At 64.6% G+C, this 17,285-nt stretch carries 31 protein-coding genes; 1 reads left to right on the plus strand and 30 read right to left on the minus strand.

Translation table 11 applies throughout. From position 1 onward, the window contains the following. Positions 1-39 precede the first annotated feature (39 nt). The 30 genes from V3B25_RS11925 to V3B25_RS12065 all read right to left on the minus strand — a co-directional run bounded on the left by V3B25_RS11925 (position 40) and on the right by V3B25_RS12065 (position 16,770). Positions 40-429, minus strand: a complete 390-nt coding sequence (locus V3B25_RS11925; protein WP_197598303.1) for a phage tail assembly chaperone family protein, TAC — start codon at positions 427-429, stop codon at positions 40-42. After that, positions 426-1,145, minus strand: a complete 720-nt coding sequence (locus V3B25_RS11930) for a phage tail tube protein (RefSeq protein WP_329810722.1) — start codon at positions 1,143-1,145, stop codon at positions 426-428. Before V3B25_RS11930 ends, V3B25_RS11925 begins: the two co-directional genes overlap by 4 nt. A gap of 63 nt (positions 1,146-1,208) precedes the next feature. After that, on the minus strand, positions 1,209-1,574 hold the full coding sequence (locus tag V3B25_RS11935; RefSeq protein ID WP_329810723.1) for a DUF3168 domain-containing protein: 366 nt from the start codon (positions 1,572-1,574) through the stop codon (positions 1,209-1,211). Continuing rightward, positions 1,571-2,053: an HK97-gp10 family putative phage morphogenesis protein gene (locus V3B25_RS11940; RefSeq protein ID WP_180836782.1), complete on the minus strand. Its 483-nt coding sequence runs from the start codon at positions 2,051-2,053 to the stop codon at positions 1,571-1,573. The genes V3B25_RS11935 and V3B25_RS11940 overlap by 4 nt, the downstream gene beginning before the upstream one ends. Continuing rightward, positions 2,046-2,381 carry a phage head closure protein gene (locus V3B25_RS11945; protein ID WP_329810724.1) on the minus strand — a complete coding sequence of 112 codons (336 nt, stop codon included), beginning with the start codon at positions 2,379-2,381 and terminating at the stop codon, positions 2,046-2,048. Before V3B25_RS11945 ends, V3B25_RS11940 begins: the two co-directional genes overlap by 8 nt. Then, a complete protein-coding gene (locus tag V3B25_RS11950; protein WP_329810725.1) occupies positions 2,378-2,584 on the minus strand; it encodes a hypothetical protein in 207 nt (68 codons plus the stop codon). Before V3B25_RS11950 ends, V3B25_RS11945 begins: the two co-directional genes overlap by 4 nt. 60 nt (positions 2,585-2,644) lie before the next feature. After that, positions 2,645-2,953 carry a head-tail connector protein gene (locus tag V3B25_RS11955; RefSeq protein WP_279914471.1) on the minus strand — a complete coding sequence of 103 codons (309 nt, stop codon included), beginning with the start codon at positions 2,951-2,953 and terminating at the stop codon, positions 2,645-2,647. Then, positions 2,953-3,255: a hypothetical protein gene (locus tag V3B25_RS11960; RefSeq protein ID WP_329810726.1), complete on the minus strand. Its 303-nt coding sequence runs from the start codon at positions 3,253-3,255 to the stop codon at positions 2,953-2,955. Before V3B25_RS11960 ends, V3B25_RS11955 begins: the two co-directional genes overlap by 1 nt. A 66-nt stretch (positions 3,256-3,321) precedes the next feature. Continuing rightward, on the minus strand, positions 3,322-4,524 hold the full coding sequence (locus V3B25_RS11965; RefSeq protein WP_329810727.1) for a phage major capsid protein: 1,203 nt from the start codon (positions 4,522-4,524) through the stop codon (positions 3,322-3,324). Then, positions 4,521-5,171, minus strand: a complete 651-nt coding sequence (locus V3B25_RS11970) for an HK97 family phage prohead protease (protein ID WP_329810728.1) — start codon at positions 5,169-5,171, stop codon at positions 4,521-4,523. The genes V3B25_RS11965 and V3B25_RS11970 overlap by 4 nt, the downstream gene beginning before the upstream one ends. Then, entirely contained in the window at positions 5,152-6,381 is a 1,230-nt protein-coding gene (locus V3B25_RS11975; RefSeq protein WP_329810729.1) for a phage portal protein, read from the minus strand. The genes V3B25_RS11970 and V3B25_RS11975 overlap by 20 nt, the downstream gene beginning before the upstream one ends. A 2-nt stretch (positions 6,382-6,383) precedes the next feature. After that, a complete protein-coding gene (locus V3B25_RS11980; RefSeq protein ID WP_329810730.1) occupies positions 6,384-8,087 on the minus strand; it encodes a terminase TerL endonuclease subunit in 1,704 nt (567 codons plus the stop codon). Then, positions 8,080-8,508 (minus strand): hypothetical protein, encoded by a 429-nt coding sequence (locus V3B25_RS11985; protein ID WP_180836769.1) that lies wholly within the window; start codon positions 8,506-8,508, stop codon positions 8,080-8,082. Before V3B25_RS11985 ends, V3B25_RS11980 begins: the two co-directional genes overlap by 8 nt. Before the next feature lie 142 nt (positions 8,509-8,650). Further along, entirely contained in the window at positions 8,651-9,019 is a 369-nt protein-coding gene (locus V3B25_RS22330; protein ID WP_343240052.1) for an HNH endonuclease signature motif containing protein, read from the minus strand. Next, a complete protein-coding gene (locus tag V3B25_RS11990; protein WP_329810731.1) occupies positions 9,019-9,300 on the minus strand; it encodes a hypothetical protein in 282 nt (93 codons plus the stop codon). The genes V3B25_RS22330 and V3B25_RS11990 overlap by 1 nt, the downstream gene beginning before the upstream one ends. A 1-nt stretch (position 9,301) precedes the next feature. Next, the gene (locus V3B25_RS11995) at positions 9,302-9,784 is read right to left on the minus strand and encodes a hypothetical protein (RefSeq protein ID WP_329810732.1); all 483 of its coding nucleotides are present in this window, start codon (positions 9,782-9,784) and stop codon (positions 9,302-9,304) included. Beyond that, the gene (locus V3B25_RS12000) at positions 9,781-10,236 is read right to left on the minus strand and encodes a hypothetical protein (protein WP_329810734.1); all 456 of its coding nucleotides are present in this window, start codon (positions 10,234-10,236) and stop codon (positions 9,781-9,783) included. Before V3B25_RS12000 ends, V3B25_RS11995 begins: the two co-directional genes overlap by 4 nt. Beyond that, positions 10,233-10,721 (minus strand): glycoside hydrolase family 104 protein, encoded by a 489-nt coding sequence (locus V3B25_RS12005; protein ID WP_329810735.1) that lies wholly within the window; start codon positions 10,719-10,721, stop codon positions 10,233-10,235. The genes V3B25_RS12000 and V3B25_RS12005 overlap by 4 nt, the downstream gene beginning before the upstream one ends. Before the next feature lie 102 nt (positions 10,722-10,823). Beyond that, entirely contained in the window at positions 10,824-11,621 is a 798-nt protein-coding gene (locus V3B25_RS12010; RefSeq protein ID WP_329810736.1) for a hypothetical protein, read from the minus strand. Continuing rightward, positions 11,597-12,322, minus strand: coding sequence for a hypothetical protein (locus tag V3B25_RS12015; RefSeq protein ID WP_329810737.1), 726 nt, complete (start codon positions 12,320-12,322; stop codon positions 11,597-11,599). Before V3B25_RS12015 ends, V3B25_RS12010 begins: the two co-directional genes overlap by 25 nt. Then, on the minus strand, positions 12,319-12,732 hold the full coding sequence (locus V3B25_RS12020; protein ID WP_329810738.1) for a hypothetical protein: 414 nt from the start codon (positions 12,730-12,732) through the stop codon (positions 12,319-12,321). The genes V3B25_RS12015 and V3B25_RS12020 overlap by 4 nt, the downstream gene beginning before the upstream one ends. A 204-nt stretch (positions 12,733-12,936) precedes the next feature. Further along, positions 12,937-13,251 (minus strand): hypothetical protein, encoded by a 315-nt coding sequence (locus tag V3B25_RS12025; protein WP_329810739.1) that lies wholly within the window; start codon positions 13,249-13,251, stop codon positions 12,937-12,939. Further along, positions 13,251-13,460, minus strand: coding sequence for a hypothetical protein (locus tag V3B25_RS12030; RefSeq protein ID WP_329810740.1), 210 nt, complete (start codon positions 13,458-13,460; stop codon positions 13,251-13,253). Before V3B25_RS12030 ends, V3B25_RS12025 begins: the two co-directional genes overlap by 1 nt. Beyond that, positions 13,457-13,660: a hypothetical protein gene (locus V3B25_RS12035; protein WP_329810741.1), complete on the minus strand. Its 204-nt coding sequence runs from the start codon at positions 13,658-13,660 to the stop codon at positions 13,457-13,459. The genes V3B25_RS12030 and V3B25_RS12035 overlap by 4 nt, the downstream gene beginning before the upstream one ends. Beyond that, positions 13,657-14,025 carry a Ref family recombination enhancement nuclease gene (locus V3B25_RS12040; RefSeq protein ID WP_329810742.1) on the minus strand — a complete coding sequence of 123 codons (369 nt, stop codon included), beginning with the start codon at positions 14,023-14,025 and terminating at the stop codon, positions 13,657-13,659. Before V3B25_RS12040 ends, V3B25_RS12035 begins: the two co-directional genes overlap by 4 nt. Continuing rightward, positions 14,025-14,243: a hypothetical protein gene (locus tag V3B25_RS12045; protein WP_329810743.1), complete on the minus strand. Its 219-nt coding sequence runs from the start codon at positions 14,241-14,243 to the stop codon at positions 14,025-14,027. The genes V3B25_RS12040 and V3B25_RS12045 overlap by 1 nt, the downstream gene beginning before the upstream one ends. 189 nt (positions 14,244-14,432) lie before the next feature. Further along, positions 14,433-15,035 carry a hypothetical protein gene (locus V3B25_RS12050; RefSeq protein ID WP_231109158.1) on the minus strand — a complete coding sequence of 201 codons (603 nt, stop codon included), beginning with the start codon at positions 15,033-15,035 and terminating at the stop codon, positions 14,433-14,435. After that, positions 15,001-15,927 (minus strand): helix-turn-helix domain-containing protein, encoded by a 927-nt coding sequence (locus tag V3B25_RS12055; protein ID WP_329810744.1) that lies wholly within the window; start codon positions 15,925-15,927, stop codon positions 15,001-15,003. The genes V3B25_RS12050 and V3B25_RS12055 overlap by 35 nt, the downstream gene beginning before the upstream one ends. A gap of 22 nt (positions 15,928-15,949) precedes the next feature. Then, the gene (locus tag V3B25_RS12060) at positions 15,950-16,192 is read right to left on the minus strand and encodes a winged helix-turn-helix domain-containing protein (protein ID WP_329810745.1); all 243 of its coding nucleotides are present in this window, start codon (positions 16,190-16,192) and stop codon (positions 15,950-15,952) included. Further along, positions 16,189-16,770 (minus strand): hypothetical protein, encoded by a 582-nt coding sequence (locus V3B25_RS12065; RefSeq protein WP_329810746.1) that lies wholly within the window; start codon positions 16,768-16,770, stop codon positions 16,189-16,191. The genes V3B25_RS12060 and V3B25_RS12065 overlap by 4 nt, the downstream gene beginning before the upstream one ends. Positions 16,771-16,892: 122 nt before the next feature. Here V3B25_RS12065 and V3B25_RS12070 point away from each other — a divergent pair, with 122 nt between their 5' ends. Beyond that, on the plus strand, positions 16,893-17,111 hold the full coding sequence (locus V3B25_RS12070) for a hypothetical protein (protein ID WP_164088798.1): 219 nt from the start codon (positions 16,893-16,895) through the stop codon (positions 17,109-17,111). Positions 17,112-17,285 lie beyond the last annotated feature (174 nt).

The raw sequence follows: 17,285 nt of genomic DNA on the forward strand, positions 1-17,285 counted from the left end.
CGTTCAGGACCAGCTCGCACCACAGCTCATCTTCCGGGGTCAGCTCGTAGCTTTTCCCAGGTTGTTCACCTCGCCGATGGCCATCAACAGCGCCACCGACAGGTTGCCGTCCAAGGCGCCGCGCTCTGGATCAGCCTCGCCGGTGATATCCGCAACGGTGAACACTGCCTTGCCGTGCTCGTCGCAGATGCTGGCCGCGATGCGGCCGGCCACGCCGTCGTGTTTGTTCGTGGCCGACAGCACGTCGGACACCGCCGCCTGGAAGCCCAGCGGCCGCACATAGACGGTGGCGGTCAGCTCTTCGTCGCCCTGCTTCCAGCGGATCTCCTTCTCCACTGGCCGGCCAGTGAACGCGCCGGCCTTCTGCAGGCCGGCCACGCTCAGGCTCACTGCACGTGCAGTGGCTGTCTTCTTGGCTGCGCGGCTCACGGGGTTTGCGCCTTACGCAGCCAGACGCCCGAGCCGCTGCGCTGCATGGTCGCCGCAGTAGTGACCACGGCATTGCCCTGGAAATCGAACGGGAAGTCGCTCACGTAGGCCTGGAAGGTGTACCAGGTGCGGGTGTTGGGCAGGACCAGTTCAGCCACGGTGGAGCGCTCGGCCGTCGCAGCGGCGCCGGTGCCAGCGCCACCGCTGAACGCGACAGTCGGCGCGCTGGTGTAGCCGGTGCCTGGATTGGTGATGTTGACGCCGATCACCGAGCCGGAATCGACGATCGCAGTAGCCGTCGCTCCACTGCCACCACCACCGGTGATGGCCACGGTCGGCGCGCTGGTGTAGCCGGTGCCACCGTTGGTCACTTCGATGCTTGAGATGCTGCCAACCTGCTGCACGGTGGGTTCGATGTCCACGCCATCGGACCAGCCAATGGCCCACTGGATCGGATCGCCGCCGTCCACCTGCTCGGCCAGCTGCCAGAACAGGTAGTGGCTCTCGTTCTTCGGGTCGGCGTTGATGGTCACCGACGCCTGGCCGGGGGTGCGCAGGCCCTTTTTGTAGGTGCGGGTGTTCGTCTCCGACAGGCAGGTGTCGTCGATCTGGTCCGCGGGCGCAGTGCCGGGGTTGAAGGCCGTGATGCACTCGATCTCGCGGACTTCTCCGTTGATCAGGCCGTACAGCTGGGTTCCTTGGGTCAGGATGCTCATCGTTTCTCCTGCGGGCAATAAAAAGCCCCGCAGTGCGGGGCGTGGGTGGGGATGTAGCGGGCGTTACCGGGGGACCAGCCAGTCCACATCGAATGACAGGCGCAGCAGCTTCGTTTCGGGGTCAAGCATCTGGCTGCCCCAGCGGGTGATGTACCCGCAGGGCTCGAAGGCATCGCGCAGGGCGGTAGCGCCTTGGATCAGTGATGTTTCGTTCTTCGCATACACGTCGACCTGCGTGGTCAGCGCGTCCACGTCTGGCCGCTGGGCCAGATAGTTCTCTGGGCTACCACCGACGGTCTGCCAGACCGCATACGGCAACGCTGGCGGCTTCTCGATCAGTCCGAACGGGTAGACACGGGTCGGTGCCTCGCCGAAGGCCAGCAGCACCGCCGGTGACGCGACGCACAGCGGGAAGATGGGCGGGATCATGCCGCCCCCTGCTTCGCCAGCACACGGTCCAGCGCCTGGTTGAAGCTTCGCGCGAACACGTCGACGGCCTTCTGGCCGGCTTGGTCCGGCACTGGGCGGAAGATCGGCTGGGCGGCCATCTTCGAAGTGCCGAACTCCAGCAGGCGCCAGTACCAGGTGATGCCACCCGGGTTGCTGGTCCCGAGCTGCGCTGCACGGCCAGCCTGGGCGCCGCCCAGAACACCGACGCGGAAGGCGAGCACCCCATCCTGCTTGAAGGCGCGGCCGTTCCAGCGCACCGCGACGTTCTTCCAGATGGCGGTCTCGGTTTCGTGGTCATCCACCCGGCGGGCGTTGCTCTGCGCCTGGTCGCGCAGAACATTGGCCGCCCGCCGCAAGGCCGCCCTACCGCCCTTGTAGTTCACCTCGCGCTTCACCTGCGCCATCTTGTTGCGAATGCCGTCCAGGCCACTCACGTCGAATCGGATGCCGTCAGCCATCGTTGACACCCTCGCTGCAGGGGAGCGTGAGGTATTCCAAGCCGCTGACCGGGTCCGGTAGCACGCCATGGATGTTCAGGATCTTGCCGCGGTGGATCACCCGGCACTTGTCGGTCACGTCATCGCGCTGGCGGATGGTCACCCGCAAAGTGACCTCGCTGTCCACCGCCTTGGCTGCCACGAACTCGCGGGCCGACAGCGGCGCCACTTCGGCCCACACATCGGCAAGCGGCTCCCAGCTGACGGTCGGCGCGCCGGTCACAGGCGACTGCCCGTAGACCTGACGCTGAAGCTGCACCCGATGGCGCAGGCGGCCTGCGGCGATCATCGCGGCTTCCCGCTCAGGTAGGTGCCAGAGCCTGCCGGCTCCGCCTCGCCGCCTTCGCTGTCGCAAAGGTAGTCCACCAGTCGGTTAACCGCCTTGGCGTTCTCCTCGTCGGCCTTGGTCTTCTCCCGCAGCGCCGCCACCAGCTGGTGCGCCGCCTCGGTCTGGGCGCGCAGCGCGGCCAGCAATTCGCTTTGCTCGTTCATTCGCTTCTCGCATCCATTTCATGAGCCAGGCGCGCCGGCGCGCGCAGCCAGTGCAGGTCATCAGAAGCGCTTCCGATACCAAAGCAAGCTGTCGAACCCGAGGGGCACCCTTGCAGCGCTGTCCCCCACGGTGACCGCCTCCCTGACTGACACCCAGTGAGCGACCAGCACCAGGACTGCTTGCCGGACATCGGGCGTGAAGTTCATCTCGCCCTCGTCCGCAGGATCACCCTCGACCAGCACCCGATCACAATGCATCTGCACATGAGCCAAAGCCGCATCGACATACGACTGGAGCATCACGTCGCTCACCTCGTCGATGACACGGCACTGCTCGCGGACCAGAGCGAGATCGAGGGTGATTGGCATTACGGTGCCTCGCTTGCCTTGTCCTGCGGCTCGGTAGTGGCGGCCGGCTTTACTTCCTTGTTGCCCTTGGGCTTGGCCTGCTTGTCGCCTTCGGCATTTGCCTTCTGCGGCGCACTTGGCTTGGCTTCCTTGTTGCCCTTGGCCCCCGCGTCGTCTTCCACCGCCACGGCCAGGCCCTTCCCGATGAGGGTGTGGGCGTACTCGTCGTCCGCATCGAACGTCCGACCAGCCTTCACCACGTTGCTATCAGCGTTGAGCTTCACGGCATTGCCGATGAATCCCCATTTCGTCTTGATCTTCATGCCGTCTCCAGCAATTTGAGGGGGCCAGCATTGCGCTGGCCCCCTAGGTTGTGACGCCCCGGTGGATCAGGCGGTCGGGAACTGACCCTTGACGAGGGCTTCCCGGCGACGCACACCCAGGCCCAAGCGCTCTTCAACCAGCAGCGCGCGTTCGTTCTTGATGAACATGTCGTTGATCAGGCCCATCTTGAACAGGAAGGACATGCGGTCGAACAGCGTGGCCGCCCGCGCGAAGTTTGCGACGAGGAACTCGCCACCGGTATCCGCGTCGCCCTCGTCCATGCTGTCGGAGGTAATGACCGGGCGACCCCACAGGACCGGGGTAACCAGACCTTGCAGGTTGGCGAACAGGTAACGGTTCTGCGCGTCCTTCTGCAGCTCGATGTTCATCCAGTCGAGTTCAGTCATGACCACGCCATCCGCAGAGAGCTTGGACTGCTTGCGCACCTGGTAGATCGCGCGGCGGACGATGTCGATCGGAGTGTCGCCGGGCTTCGTCAACGCGGCGCTGTACGCGGTCGCCTGGGTCATGAGGCCGTTGAGGTTCTCGCCGGTGCCATCCCCCTTCAGAATCTGGGCCTCCTCCTCCAGCTTCAGGTCGTAGCGGAGCAGTTCCCGGATGTAGCCCAGAAGCTGCGGCACGTCGTCCAGCGCCTCGTCGGTCACCGGCATCCAGACGGCGATCTTCTTCACGCGATCGGTGACCGATTCGAACGTCACATTACTGGTCGGCTTGGTGCCACCTTCCGCCACCGGCGCCGCCCCTCGGGTATGCAGCAGCTCACGGAAGAAGGTGTACTGCTGGCCCGACACGGGGATGGAAGTCAGAAGATCACGGATGCGCAGTTCCTGCCGGATGCCCGGCTGGATGGTCGGGTCATAGTTCGGCGCCACGATTCCTGCGCTGGTGACCTTCGTTTCCTTCATCGAGGCCAGGTCGCCCTTGGTGATCTCGATCTCGGCGCGCTGCACGGTCTTTTGCTGCAGGCCCTTGTACTCGTCGTGGCCCTTCACCAGGTCGATGAAGGACTTGCCCTCACCGGGCTGGCCGCGGACCTTGACGCCCTTCTCTTCCAGCTCCTGCACCTTGTCGATGACGCGCTGCAGCTCGCCCTTGGTGTTCTCGATCGCGTCCTTCACATCCTTCGGAATCGCATTGCCTTTCTGGATGTCGTCGATGACTGCGTCGTACTTCTTCTGCAGGCCGTTGAAACCGTCCTTGAGCTGGGTTTCCAGCGACTCGCGGACCTTGGTGATGTCTTCGCTCATGATGTTGCTCCGAAAATGGATTGGATGGAACTACCGAGTTTCTTCAGCTCGTCCACGGTCGCCGTGGCCGCATCCGCACCGTCTCGGTGGATTGCAGGGAAGCCGAGCGAGGCGACGGCGGCCGCCTCCTTCTGCGAGAGGCCCATGCGTTCACGCAGGCCTTTCTCAAACTGCCGGACCGAAGACTTGACGCTCAGAATCTCGGCCTCAGGATTCATTCCAAAGGGGACGATTGACGCCTCCCATAGCTCTGCCTTCTTGATAACCCTCACGCGGCGCCCTTCGCGTGTCTCTTGGGCGTCCTCGATCGTGTTGAACCCGATGGACATCGAGTCAAGTGGCGCGTCCCCCTTCATCAGCTCATACGCATCACGTGCGTAGCTGACATTGAGGTTGATCTTTCCCTTAACCCATAGACCGTGATCATCGTCGCGATACTCGGCCGTACCGATCAGCTTAGTCAGGTCGTGGTACAGCGCCAGCTTCAGTCGCCCTCCGCGCGTTGTCTTCACGCGAACGAACGCACCCGGAAGAATCACGTCGTCGCCGAGATCGACGTTGTTGTAAACCGACGCGTAACCCTCGAAGTTCCCGGCCTCGTCGGCTTCCTTCACTTCGAAGGGGCATTCAATTCTGCTGACGGTCATTGCCTTGGGACTCCCATTGAGTGATGGCGTCGTACTGCGCGCCCTCAAGGCGCGGAAGGTTCTCTTTCAGTCGCACATCGTTGATCGACATCCAGCCCGACCCGCCGGAGCCGCCAAGCGCGGCCTTGTAATAGGTGGAGCGAGCAGCACTATCGCCACGCAGCAGGCCTTCCACTACGAACTCGACGAAGACCTCCGTGCCGCGGTGAATCTTGTCGTTCCACTCATCCTCGATCGCATCGAGGTAGGGCTTGAGCCCGTAGGTCACGAAGCCACTGTTCTGCTGTTCGAGGTTGGAGCCCATGATCGACGTGCGACCGGCGCGGTTGGCCAAATACAGCGGCACACCCCATACGCCAGCGAGCGCCTCTTCCTGGAACTGCTGCGACTCAATGAACTGGCTGTCCTTCTGGCTCAGCCCCGCCGGGATCAGCTTGGGGCCGCCCTGCAGAACCGCGATCTTGCCGATATCGTCTACGTCGCCCTTTCGGACATCGGGGAACTTTTCCATGATCTGACCCTGCTGTTCCTTTGTCAGGAACTGGTCGTAGACCACATAGCCGCCGGTGAAACCGCCCTTGCGCATGAATCTAGCCGACCAGTCCTGGCCGGCCTTGGCCAAGCCCATCGCCTCGGCCTGGTACTCCAAGGGCGAAAGACCGGTAACCCCGTCTGTACTGAACAGCTTGAAGTGCAGCATGTTCTCCGGAGACACGGGTATCCGCTGATCTTTCAGCTCGACGATGTAGAGCAGATCGTCGTCCGTGTCGATGCACACGTCATCGGCGGCGACCGGAATCAACCCGATCATTTCACCCTGCCGGTTCCGCTCGATGATCACGAACGCGTTCCCGCGAAGCGCCATGTTGACGACCACAGCCTTCAGCAGATTGAGCCGTGTGATGAAGGGGTTCGGCTTCCCCAGAAGGCGAAGGGCACGCTTGTTCGCGGGGCTGTCACCGCGCACGAGCGTGCGCTTTCCGCCTACGTCTTGGTAGAGCTTGAGTGGCAGCCCCGCTGCCGACTCGGAGAGGATCTTGACGCAGGTCCAGACGATCGGGATCGTGATCGCGGTCTTTGCGGTAATGCGAACCCCGGCCTTCGTTTTCCTGCCGCCGACTTCCATATCGACCTCCCGATAGTCGCCGGTCTGTGGATCGGTGTATCCGAAGAAGCGCCAAGTGAGCGGGTTGTACCAGCGCACGGCCATGGTCAGCCCACCGTCCCGAAGAAGCCGTTCTCCAGATACTCATCGACTCCGGGCTGGACCGATTCGACCGCGTGAGCCAGCCCCACTGCCATCAGCAGGGAAGCCATGTCATCGATCTTGTCCGGCGACCTCTTCTTGTCGGGCTTCATGTTCAGGTTTCCGTCTTTCAATGCGATGAGGTTGGACGCGCACCAGTTCAGGACTGGGTCGTTGCCGTGCTGGATCTTCTTGCCTACGTAGGCCCGCTCCAGCTCCTGCATCGCGGGGTGGTAATTCTTCGTGGTCTGGTTGAACTCGACCAGCGGGTGCCCGTCGGCCAAGAGGCGCTGCGCAATTTCAGCTGCGTTCCAGCGGTCATAGCCGATCGCCAGGGGACCGAAGCGGGCGATGTCCTCGCGAATCCTCGCCTCCACCACGCTGTAGTCGGTCACCTCTCCTTCGGTCGCCTCGATCAACCCGGCCGCGACCCAGCCCGCATACGGCACCACACCGCGCTCCGTGCGCGCCCGCACCGCGTCCTCCGGAACGAATCGACGGCCCCAGGTGTAATAGACGTCGTCCACCTTCCAGACCAGGCGCCAAGAAGTCATATCCAACGTGCTCGCCAGATCGAATGCGCCCCAGCACGGCTTCCCCGCGAGCCAGTCCAGGTCGACGGCGCCGCCGCACTTCTGCCACTTCGTCAGGTCCACCCAGCCGGTAGCCGAGGAAGCCGGCCGGTTGAGTCGCTTAATCTTGAATTCGGCCAGCTTCGAGGGCATCTGCCGCGCCTCGACGGCCTCCTTGCGGATCGCCTTCAGCAGGTGCGGGTTCGCATCCATCAGCGGGTTGGCCTTCGGCCAGGCTGATTCGTCGAACTCGTCGTCGTCATCGTCGACGGCGAAGAACACCACCAAGAAATGATCGGCCGAATCGCCCAGGATGCCCTGCAGCACCTGTTTGGCGAACTGCCGGATTTCTCCCCATGGCCCAGGGTTGGTGTACCCCTCGGTCGTGGTGTAAAGCCACAGCGGGTTGCTGCGCGCGCCGGCCGCCGAGGTCAGCACGTTCAGCAGGTCCGCCGATTTGTGGGCGTGGATCTCGTCCAGGCCCACATGCGATGGGTTCAGGCCGTCCTGCGTGCTGGCCTTTGCGTTGATCGGCTTGAAGCTGGCCCCGGTCTCCACCCTGCTGATCGAGTTGGCCCAGCAGGCCAAACCGAACGCCTCCTGCAGATCCGGTGTCTTCTCCGTCATCCGCTTGGCGACGTTGAAGATGATGCGAGCCTGGCTGCCGGTGGTGGCCGCCGAGATGATTTGGGCGCCCTCTTCCTCCTCGCAACACTGGCAGTACAGCAGGATCGCAGCCGCCAGGGTCGACTTAGCGTTCTTGCGCGCCACCGCAAACAGAGCAGAGGTGAAGCGCCTGCTGCCGTCCAGGTTGCGGAAACCGAACAGCTGCACGACGAAGAACACGTGGGACCGGTGCAGCTCAATCTCCGGTCGCGCCCACTTGCCTTCAACGTGTGGCAGCTTCTCGATGAAGTCGCATGGGTCGCATGCGTGCCACTCGTCGAACAGGAACGGCGGCCGCTTCCGCTTTGCACGCTTCAGGTCAGCAAGGAACCGTTTCGCCGCCAAGCGCACCCACTTCCCGAACTTCCGGCCCTTCTTGTCGGCTACGGCCTCTTCGGCATAGGCCGTGGCGATGCCGACGTAGTCACGCACGGGGCTTCCGCTTCGCACCATTGCTGGAGAACGCATTCCCCGACTTCTCGACCTCCCCCGCCGGCTTAACCTTGCCTTGGGCAACCGGCGTCAGGCCGAAGTCGTTCATCAGCCCGCGCAGCTGGGAGACCATTGAGGCCACGGGCGCCAGGCCGGCGGCATACAGCTGCACGGTGTTGCCGTGCAGAGCGCACAGCTGTCCGAACGCCGAAAGCCCAGCCTCGGTGAGCAGCTTGTTCGCGTGAAGAATCGGCGCCAGTCGGTCCCACTCCTTGATGGCATGGGCATTCGGCAGCCAGTCCGGCGCCGGCGGAACATCGGACACCAGAGGAAGTTCAGCGGCCGGCGCGGCGGGCGCACGGTCCGGGCGATCCGTCCCGGCCACCACCTTCAGCGATGTCGGTTTACGGGGATTCGCCATGGGTCTTCCAGGAGCGGCAATCTGGCCGCGAAAAAATGGTTTTTCTCAACTGACGGTGCAAAAAAACGCCTGGGCGCACGGTCAGGGAGGCGCACCGCCCCAACTTTTGACCCTCCCCCGCCCTATCTGCAGTTGTTGCGATTCATTCGCGTCCACGCGCGCATTTCGGGGTTGCCCTGACACCTCGATGCCAGTTCCCGAACCCGCCGTCCTCGGTCGCGGTCTTCCGGTCGTGGCAGGGCTTGCAGAGCGGCTGCCAGTTGTCGGTGTCCCAGAACAGCGCCTGGCTGCCCTTGTGCGGGGTGATGTGGTCGACCACCGTTGCGACAGTGACGTGGCCAGTCCGCTGGCACTCTGCGCAGAGCGGATTCCTCAGCAGGAATGTCGCGCGGGCGCGCTGCCATCTGCTGCCATACCCGCGCTCAGCCGTGGTCTGCCTCACTGCTGCGGCCGGCACGTTCACGACCGCCCGCCTCGGCATGGCGTTGTGCTTCGGTGCCCGGCGCGGCATCAGCCGCCGTCCGAAGGAATAGGTTTCCCCTGCACCTGATCAATGGCATCGAACTGTGCCTCGTACAGATCGAGGCACCGCTTGCGGCCGTGGCCCACTTCGAACACGGCAGACGGCGCCGCCTCTTTCACCCACTTGCAGCGCAAGCGCAGCTTGGCGTCGATGGGCACATAGGTGGCCACCGGAACCTTGATGACTGCTGTTGGCGGCGGGTTCTGCTTGGTCGGTGCGGCCTGGCACGCTGCCAGTAGCGCAGCGGTTGTAACCACGATGACGCGCATGTCAGTACCCCTTCAGTGCCGGACAGGCGGAATCGAGCAGCTCCAGTGCTGCCTTGCAGGTGTCGGGTCGTTGCTCGTAGCGGCCGCGCCAGGTGGACGCCTCCTTCTCGGATGCCTCGATCTTGCCGGCCAGCTCCTGAAGTGCTGCCGCGCTCTCTGCCTTGAGCGCTTCCAGATTCTCGGCTTCGGCCCTCAGTGCGGCGGCGACCTCGGCCAGTCGCTGATCGCGGCTATCCACGTCGGCCTGCAATCGGGCGGCATCGGCCTGCCAGTCGGCCTGGACCTGGATGACCTGGGCGCTCAGGTCGCGGATCTTCTGCTCCTTCTCCCAGGCAGTCAGCCCGGACACCATGCAGCCAAAGGCCAGCACGGCGCACACCAGCTTGACCTTGCTGCCGGGCTTGCTCAGCCACTGCAGCACGTCGGCAATGGCGCCTACGATCAGCGTCCACAGCGCGCTAAAGAAACGAATCAGTACGCTCATGGCTTCTCGCCTCCGATGGCACCGGTGGCCCGCTCCACCATGCGCACGTAGCCGGGCAGCAGCCGGCGGATCAGGACGCCGGACAGGCCGGCCAGAGGCAGCTGCGGGGCGCCCGCCAGCGCCGGCCAGATGGACGCGGCAACGGCGATGACCCATGCGGCCACGATGGCGTAGGCCACGACCGCCACAGCCAGGGCAGCCCAGCGCGCGGCGGTCTGCAGGAGGCGGTGGCCGCGACGGCGGCTGGCGTCAGCGGCTACCCGCTCCGCGTCCTTCTCCGGCAGCAGCAAAACGCCGATCAGCGCTCCCGCCATGGCAACCAGCAACACGGACTGCGGCACGCCGAGGATCACCCGTTCGGCCTCCCTCAGCGCATCAGCCGTCGCCGGTGCCACAACCGCCGCGGTGAACGTCCCGACAATGGTTTTTAGAGTGCTCACGGGCTCAGTCACGGCGCCACCGTTCCGCCGGCCTTGCGGTACACGGCCAACAGGTCGGAAAGCTGCTGTTCGTGCTGGCCGTAGCCAGCGCCAGGCAGGCTCGCCCAGATGTTGATGACCGCCTTGATGGCCTGCGGGATCTTGCCCGCCTGTATCAGCGGCAGCGCGCGACGCTCCCGGATCTGCTGCAGCGCGATCAGGTCCTGGCTCAGCGGCGAGAAATCCTTCAGGCCGAGCGTCTTCTTGTACGCATCGTAATAGCGGCGAAGCAGCTGGTAGCGGCCTGCCGCAGTGGACTGGATCTTGAGCTTCGGAAGGTCCACCAGCACGCGCGGATGGTCGGCGTAGCTCTTGAACAACTGCCCGCCAACGATCACGTCATAGCCGCGGTCCTTGGTGGCCTGCTTGCCGTTGTCCGTGCCTTCGGACCACGCCAGCATATCGAGGAAGGCCACGACGTTCACGCCGCCAGCTTGTTGGGGGGTGATCTGTGCCATGGCGGATCCTGAAATGAAAAACCCCGGCTGGGTGGCCGGGGTTAGGTCGTGCGCGATGGTAGAAAAATAGCGGGAAAAGTGCGGGGGTATCAACCCCGCACTTCACCAAGGCCATGCCTTGATGCTGAGCAGAGCGGGCAGATTGATCACCTTCGCCTGCAATAGAGCTGCGATGGCCATAATGACCGTGAGCCAACGGATAGCATTCTGGTTCTTCATCGACTCGCGGTGCTTCCGCTCCTCCTCTTCGTACTGGGACAAACTTGCAATCCCCTTCCCTGTCACCAAGTAGCGCACACCGTTCTTCTTCACTTCACCCAGCTCCTCCAATGCATCCAGCATGGCCTCTACCTGATCAAGCCGGTCAAACGCGTCGACATTGTCGGCCCAGAATTGCCCCAGCAGCCGGCTAGCTACATCCCAAGCCGTTGGCTGCTTATCTCCAACTCGCAGGCTTCTGACCGTGTTGAGCACGGTATAGCGCTCCACAGCAGTCTTCTTCCTGTAACGGTCCAACTTGGAACGCGCTGCTCTGATCAAACGCAATAGGCGGATTCGGATTCGTCCCCATCGATAGCGCCGCTCGAGAGCGAAACTCTCCCAGTCATTGAAGGTGAGCTGTACGAGTCCGAGATACTCGTCAATTCTCGGCTTAGCCAACCATGCCTCGTGGATGCTGATTTCCCTTTCTGGTCCGAAGTGGCCTTCCTCATCAAGGGATAGGCAAACTACCCGACCATTCTCAAGCCGTCGATACAACAAAAGGTCATCGCCAACTTTAAGCAGTACGCTCACACCTCGGACAGCCTCTCCGGCTGGACCAGTGCGCGGTATGCGGTCGGGAACCGCGTTGGCTTCGGCATACGCAAGCCATTTCAATAAGCGATCTGTCGAGAGCAAGCGACCTCCGAAATGTCACGGAGCGACATGGCCAAAGCGGCAGCCGCTTCCTGTTCCGCTTCCGTCATTCTATCCAGCAGCCACTCGTACACGCCACGCCAGCGTTCTCTGTAACTGGACTCATCCCGGCCGATGGCAGCAGCCCGCCGTCGATCGCTGACCGGGCCGAGCCCCGATCCGCCGCACACCTTGCACGGCACCAGCAGCTCCCCAACCATCGCCTGGCCCCTGCCCTCGCAAGCCGCACAGTGCGGCCGCTTGGCGATCTCGCTGATCACTGCCGCCGCCAGGGTTGGCAGCGACTCCAGGGTGCTGATCGGCCAGCACTGAGCCTTGATCCGGCCCAGCCGCTGCCGGGCTGCGTCACGGTTCTCCCGCTGCTCCGCCGTCGCCGCGCCGCCCCAGCCGATGCACACCTCGGCCAGGCCGAGATCAGTCCGGGCCTCAGCCAGCCGGCGCTGCTGGCGCTGCAGCTCAGGCGTCACCAGCGCAATCACCGCGTCCCGCAGCTTGTGCCGGCGCAGCGCGGCACCATCCGGCCACCAGCACGCCTCCAGCAGCTCCCGGCCCAACCCGGCAGGCACCATCCCCAGCGCCGCGGCAATGTCCTGGTTCGTCAGGTCCGGCTTCCCGCCGCCCCGGCCGACATCGAACTTCACCGTGGTCGGCCCCAGCCGTCCCATCGCCTCACGTGGATTCATGCCCCTTCCCCTGTCGTTGTGTGGCCGGCCGCTGCCGGCCCGCCCGTAATCCGCACCACCACCTGGCCGCCCGGCCGGCGCTCACTGCTGACGACCGGGTGGCTGATGAACCGCTTGTCGTCGATGCCCAGCACCTGGGCGATGCCGTCCCGGTATGCCTTGAACCGCCCAAGCATGTTGTCGTCGTCCGGTAGCGCCTTCCCCGGCGCCTGGTGGAAGCTCACCCACAGGTGCAGCTTCCCCGCCGGCAGCTGCAGCGCGCGCCAACCCGCCTCGTGCGCCAGCACCACCGCAGTCTGCCGGGCATGCTTCGTGGCCTTGGCCTTCCTGCTCCAGTGCACCCGGCCATTCGGCGACAGGTCCTTGCTCGGCCAAGGCAGGATCAGCTCCAGCGCGCGGTCAGCCTGCATGGGCCTGCACCGCTTCGACGAATGCCCGGCGCCACCGGTACGCCGTTGCCCTGCTGACGCCGAAGTCTGCCCGCAATGTCTCGACCGATGGGACGCTATGCCCGTACTTGGTCACCATCCGCAGCGCCAGCGTCAGGGAGGCGTTCTGCGTGTTCGGGCTTGGCCAGCCTGCCTGCTCGCACACGTGGTCCGAAGATCTCGCCATCACGGCACCTTCCTTCTCGCGGGAACGGACTCGACCAGTGCACAGGCCTGCTCGCTGACACGCCTCGACAGGGGCTTGGACTGCCCGCGCCCAGCGATGAACTCGACCGAGGTGATCGCATCGCGCAGCAGGTGGCGCAGTTGGGTCTCCTGCACCAGCACATAGCCCTCGGGCGGCGTGAGGGCGGCGGTGATGGCTGCCAGCGCGTCCTGCTCCCGCACCACAAACCACGTCCCGCCACCCTCGACTGCTGCGACAGACGGTTCGGCATGCAGGTCCAGCAGCTCCCGCGCCCGCTTCTCGATGGCGTCCATCAGTGCCTCCCCTTGATTTCAGGAACTGGCTCAAACTGCTCGTAGGTGCCCTTGAACCGGCCGAGGTGGTCGCTGACCACCTCCATTCCGAGCCCATCCATGCAAGGGACATCGAGAACGGAAACACGTGCGATCTCCCCACAGAACGGGAATACGTCCGGATCCTCCTTCACGACGACCAGCTGGCCCACTCGGAATACGGCGTTCATGCGCGCTGTTCCCAGCTGGCCGTCAGGTATTGCACCCGCCCGCCACGCGCCTTGAACTGCTCCACCGTCTCGGCTGGGCCGGTCTCGTTCTTCGTCGGCTTCAGCCGCTTGGGGCGGGAAACAGTGTTGTGATCCATTCGCCGCTCGCGTGGCGCACGCTGGGGGTTGATCCTCGGCGCCATGGCCTTCGTCTTCTTCATGCTGCCGCCCTCAATTCGTTCACGCAGGTCTGGTTTGCAATCAGCTCGTCGTCGGAGCCGTACGTCTCGTGGAAGGTCCGCGAGCCATCCATCAGGCTCGGGCCGTAGATCTGGCGCATCGTCGCGAAGGTGTTCCCCTCCATCGGATGCCGCATGTGGTGCCACTTGCAGAGCGCGTAGCCAAACATGTGCCCCCGGCGCAGGTTCCCGCTCTTGGCGTGGTTGTAGTCGCAGCCGTAGACCACCAGCTCCGGCTCCAGCAGCTGCTGCTGCAGCAGCGCCAGACAGGCCATGCACGGGCCGGTCTTGGCCAGCTCGATCCGGGCGGCCTCTTCCTTCGTCGGCGGTGGCGCCTTGGACCACATCAGCGCGCTGCCTCGTCGGCCAGTCGCCAACCGTGCTGCCACGCCTCTGCCTTCTCACTCAGCGGGCCGGCGCGCCGGTTTGCACCGTCCTCGGTCTCGCATTCGATCCAGACCAGGTGCGGGTTGTCGCTCAGGCGCAGGCCGTTGAGCCGCGCCGAGTAACCGGCGTTGATCTCCTTGGCGTACCGGCTGCGTGTGCTGTACTTGGTGAAGTCCATCAGCGTCTGTTCCTCGTGGTGCTGCGGCGCGCCGCGCTCAGTTCTTGGTCCCGCTTGTCCCACCCGGTCTGCCAGCGGCGACGCCGCGTCACACCGTCCAGCCCCATCTCGTACCGCGGTGCCGATTCCCGACTGCGGCAGGCATCGCGTGCCCAGCGGCCGGCCTGCTCCGACTGAACCAGCTCCGCATCAGTCACCATCGAAGTTCAGCTCGGCCGCTGCCCGCTCCATCGCAGCTCGCGCCGACTCCCGGTCACGAACCGGCCGCACGCCGTGCTTCTCCTGCTCGATCGCCAGCACCGGCTGCGGCAGTGGCTTGCCGTCGACCACGTGCTGGACAGCGCGCGTGTAGGCTTCCTCCAGCATCCGGCGCTGCTGCGATCCGTGGTCGGCCGAGGCGTAGACGTGCAAGTCCAGCAGCGACCGCACCAGCACCGTGAAGCCGCTCTGCGGCCGGCCCGGCGCCATCTCCCGCTCGACCGCCGCCATGACCGGAATGTCCAGGCACATCGTCAGGAACCTCGGCGGGTTCGGCGGCCACTCTCGGCCCTCGGTCAGGCAGCAGGCCATGCCGCGCGCGTGCTGTGCCCGGCTACGGCCCTTCAGCACCTGAAACCACGTGCCGGCCGCGATGGTCAGGCTGCCGTCCTTCTTGAACGGCGCCGCGCCGTTCTCGCGCTCCCACTTGCCCGGGAACATGGCCGTCATCTGCTTCCAGAACTCCCACAGGTAGGCCGACTGCGCCTCGCTCAGCGGCTCAGCCGACGACGGCGAACTCGGCGTCGACGACATCACCTGGTTCGAACCCAGCGCCTCCACCGTGGCCACCGCCTCGGCGTTGGGCGTAGAACTGCTGCTCGAGCTGCTCGGTGCGGTCGGCAGAACCGTGTTGAGGGCTTGCATGGGTTGCTCCTGCGGATGGCTGGGCGACAGGGATCACGGGCAGCGACAGGCCGGCGGCCATCGTCTGCTTCAGGGACTGGTTCGGGTCATGGCCTGCGGCCATCAGGTCGACCAGCTGCTGGCGGACCTGCAACCAGCCTTGGACCGACAGCGGGCGGCGGATCGCTGCGCGGTGCCGGACGAACCGGGCCAGCTGCTCGCGGTCGATGCCGTGTGGCGTGCTGCCGAATCCGGCCAGCTCGCGGTCGACCTGCTCGGTGGTCAGCGCCAGCGGATCGGCCTCGCGCTCACACTCGCGGTGTGAGGGTTGCTCTTGGTTGCTTTTGGTTGCTTTAGGTTCGGGTGCAATAGCTGTTGCACCCTTTTCGACGTCTGGTTGCACCCTTTCCTGCGTCGTTTTGCACCCTTTCCGACTCTGTTCTGCACCCTTTGCAAAGGGTGCAGAATTTGCACCCTTTGAATTTTCGGGCTGTTCTCCAGCGTCCCCATCCATGGCCAGATCACCACCGGCGATCCAGTACGGGCTGATCCGGTACTCACGCGGACGGCCGCCGGACTTGTAGCCCTTCATGCGACCACCGCCCTCGCTGACGACCTCCAGCCAGCCGATGCGCTCCATCTTCCGGAGCTGGTACTGCACCGAGCGCTCCGACTGCCTGGACTTCACAGCCAACGTGGCAACCGACGGGAAGATGCGGGTGCCGTCGTCGTGCGAGTTGTCGGCCAGAGCCAGCGCCAGCAGCAGCTCACCGCCACTACCCGGATAGCGCTCGAACACCATGCCTGTCATGCGTGCAGCCACGTCAGATCCCCAATGCCAGGTTCTGGCCCGGGGCCACTGGCCACCAGGTGCACGCCGTGCGGCCGCTGACCGCGCACGGCTTGTTCGGGCCGCGGTACACCCGGCCCTCCTTCATCAGCTCAGGCAGGCGCCGGGCGAGCATGTAGCGGTCCAGGCCGGTGGCCTGCGACAGCTCGTTGCTGACCACGCGCGCAGCGGCAGCGTGGCTGGTGTCGATATCGGCGGTGCGGGCCAGCGCGCTCATACGGTCTGCTCCAGACCCATGGCGCGGATCACCGCCTTGCGGAAGGTCAGCGCGCTGATCACCAGGTCATCCGACTCGTTGATGATCTTCTGCCCGTGCGGGCGGTCCTTCTCGTCGATCACGCCGTCTGCTACAGCCGGACTGATCGCCGCGCAGAGGTCGCCGAAATCCTTCATCAGCTGGCCGACGCCAACGGTGTCCGCCGCGGTGTCGATCGCGTCGATGCGGATCGGCAGGATGCCGCGACGGCGCGCCAGCTCCCGCTCGCAGTTGCTGCGGTACGGCTCCGGCAGGCTCATGACCCACGCGTCTTCCAGATCGGCCGGCAGCGTCTTCACCACACCGTCGAGATAGCGGCCGAGGATCTGGCCGTTGTGCTTCTTGTCGGCATCGCCGTCGCCGCCCAGGGTGATGCGGAACGGAACCTCACGGTCGTCCTCACCCAGCAGCGAGAGATACGTGTCAGCCACCGCCATCGCGAAGCTGCGGCGGTTGGAGCCGGTGTCGCGCAACATCTGCTCGGTGAATCCGTAGATCACCGTCTGGCGCTTGGGCAGGAAATGGGGCTTGGGCTTCATGACGGGTGCTCTGTTGCGCGGCAACATGGCCGCTATGGAGATCAACTTTTGGGGTGCGGCTGGCGCCGCCCTCCTTGCGTTACGCTGGATGTGCCAACAACCAAGCCCGCAAGGAGGGCGACATGGACGACGATCAGTACGAAGTGGCGATGACGGCAGTGCTTTCGTTGGCGATGGCTCTAAACCATCGAAAAATCTTGGACGTCGAGGACTACGTGACCAGGCTGTCGCTCAACTCGCTCTTTTCGAAGCAGAGCGGCGAGAACGGAAAAGCTGCGCTACTCGACGAACACATTCAGCGGCTACGCCAGACGTTCGCGGAGCGCGGCGAAACGCACTAGCAGCGCGATACCGGCGCCAGAACGACAGCTCTTCGGAGCTGATCGCGCGCGTCCACCACTCCAGCGAGTCCCTCACCTGTTCTTCAGTGAGGGACGACCAGATGCCTGCATCACTGGCCGGCAACGGGAAAGGCTTGGCCTGCGGCAGGCGTGCGCACCTCGACGCTCGGCCGA

This window comes from Stenotrophomonas sp. SMYL8 (assembly GCF_036320065.1).
Taxonomy (GTDB): domain Bacteria; phylum Pseudomonadota; class Gammaproteobacteria; order Xanthomonadales; family Xanthomonadaceae; genus Stenotrophomonas; species Stenotrophomonas maltophilia_A.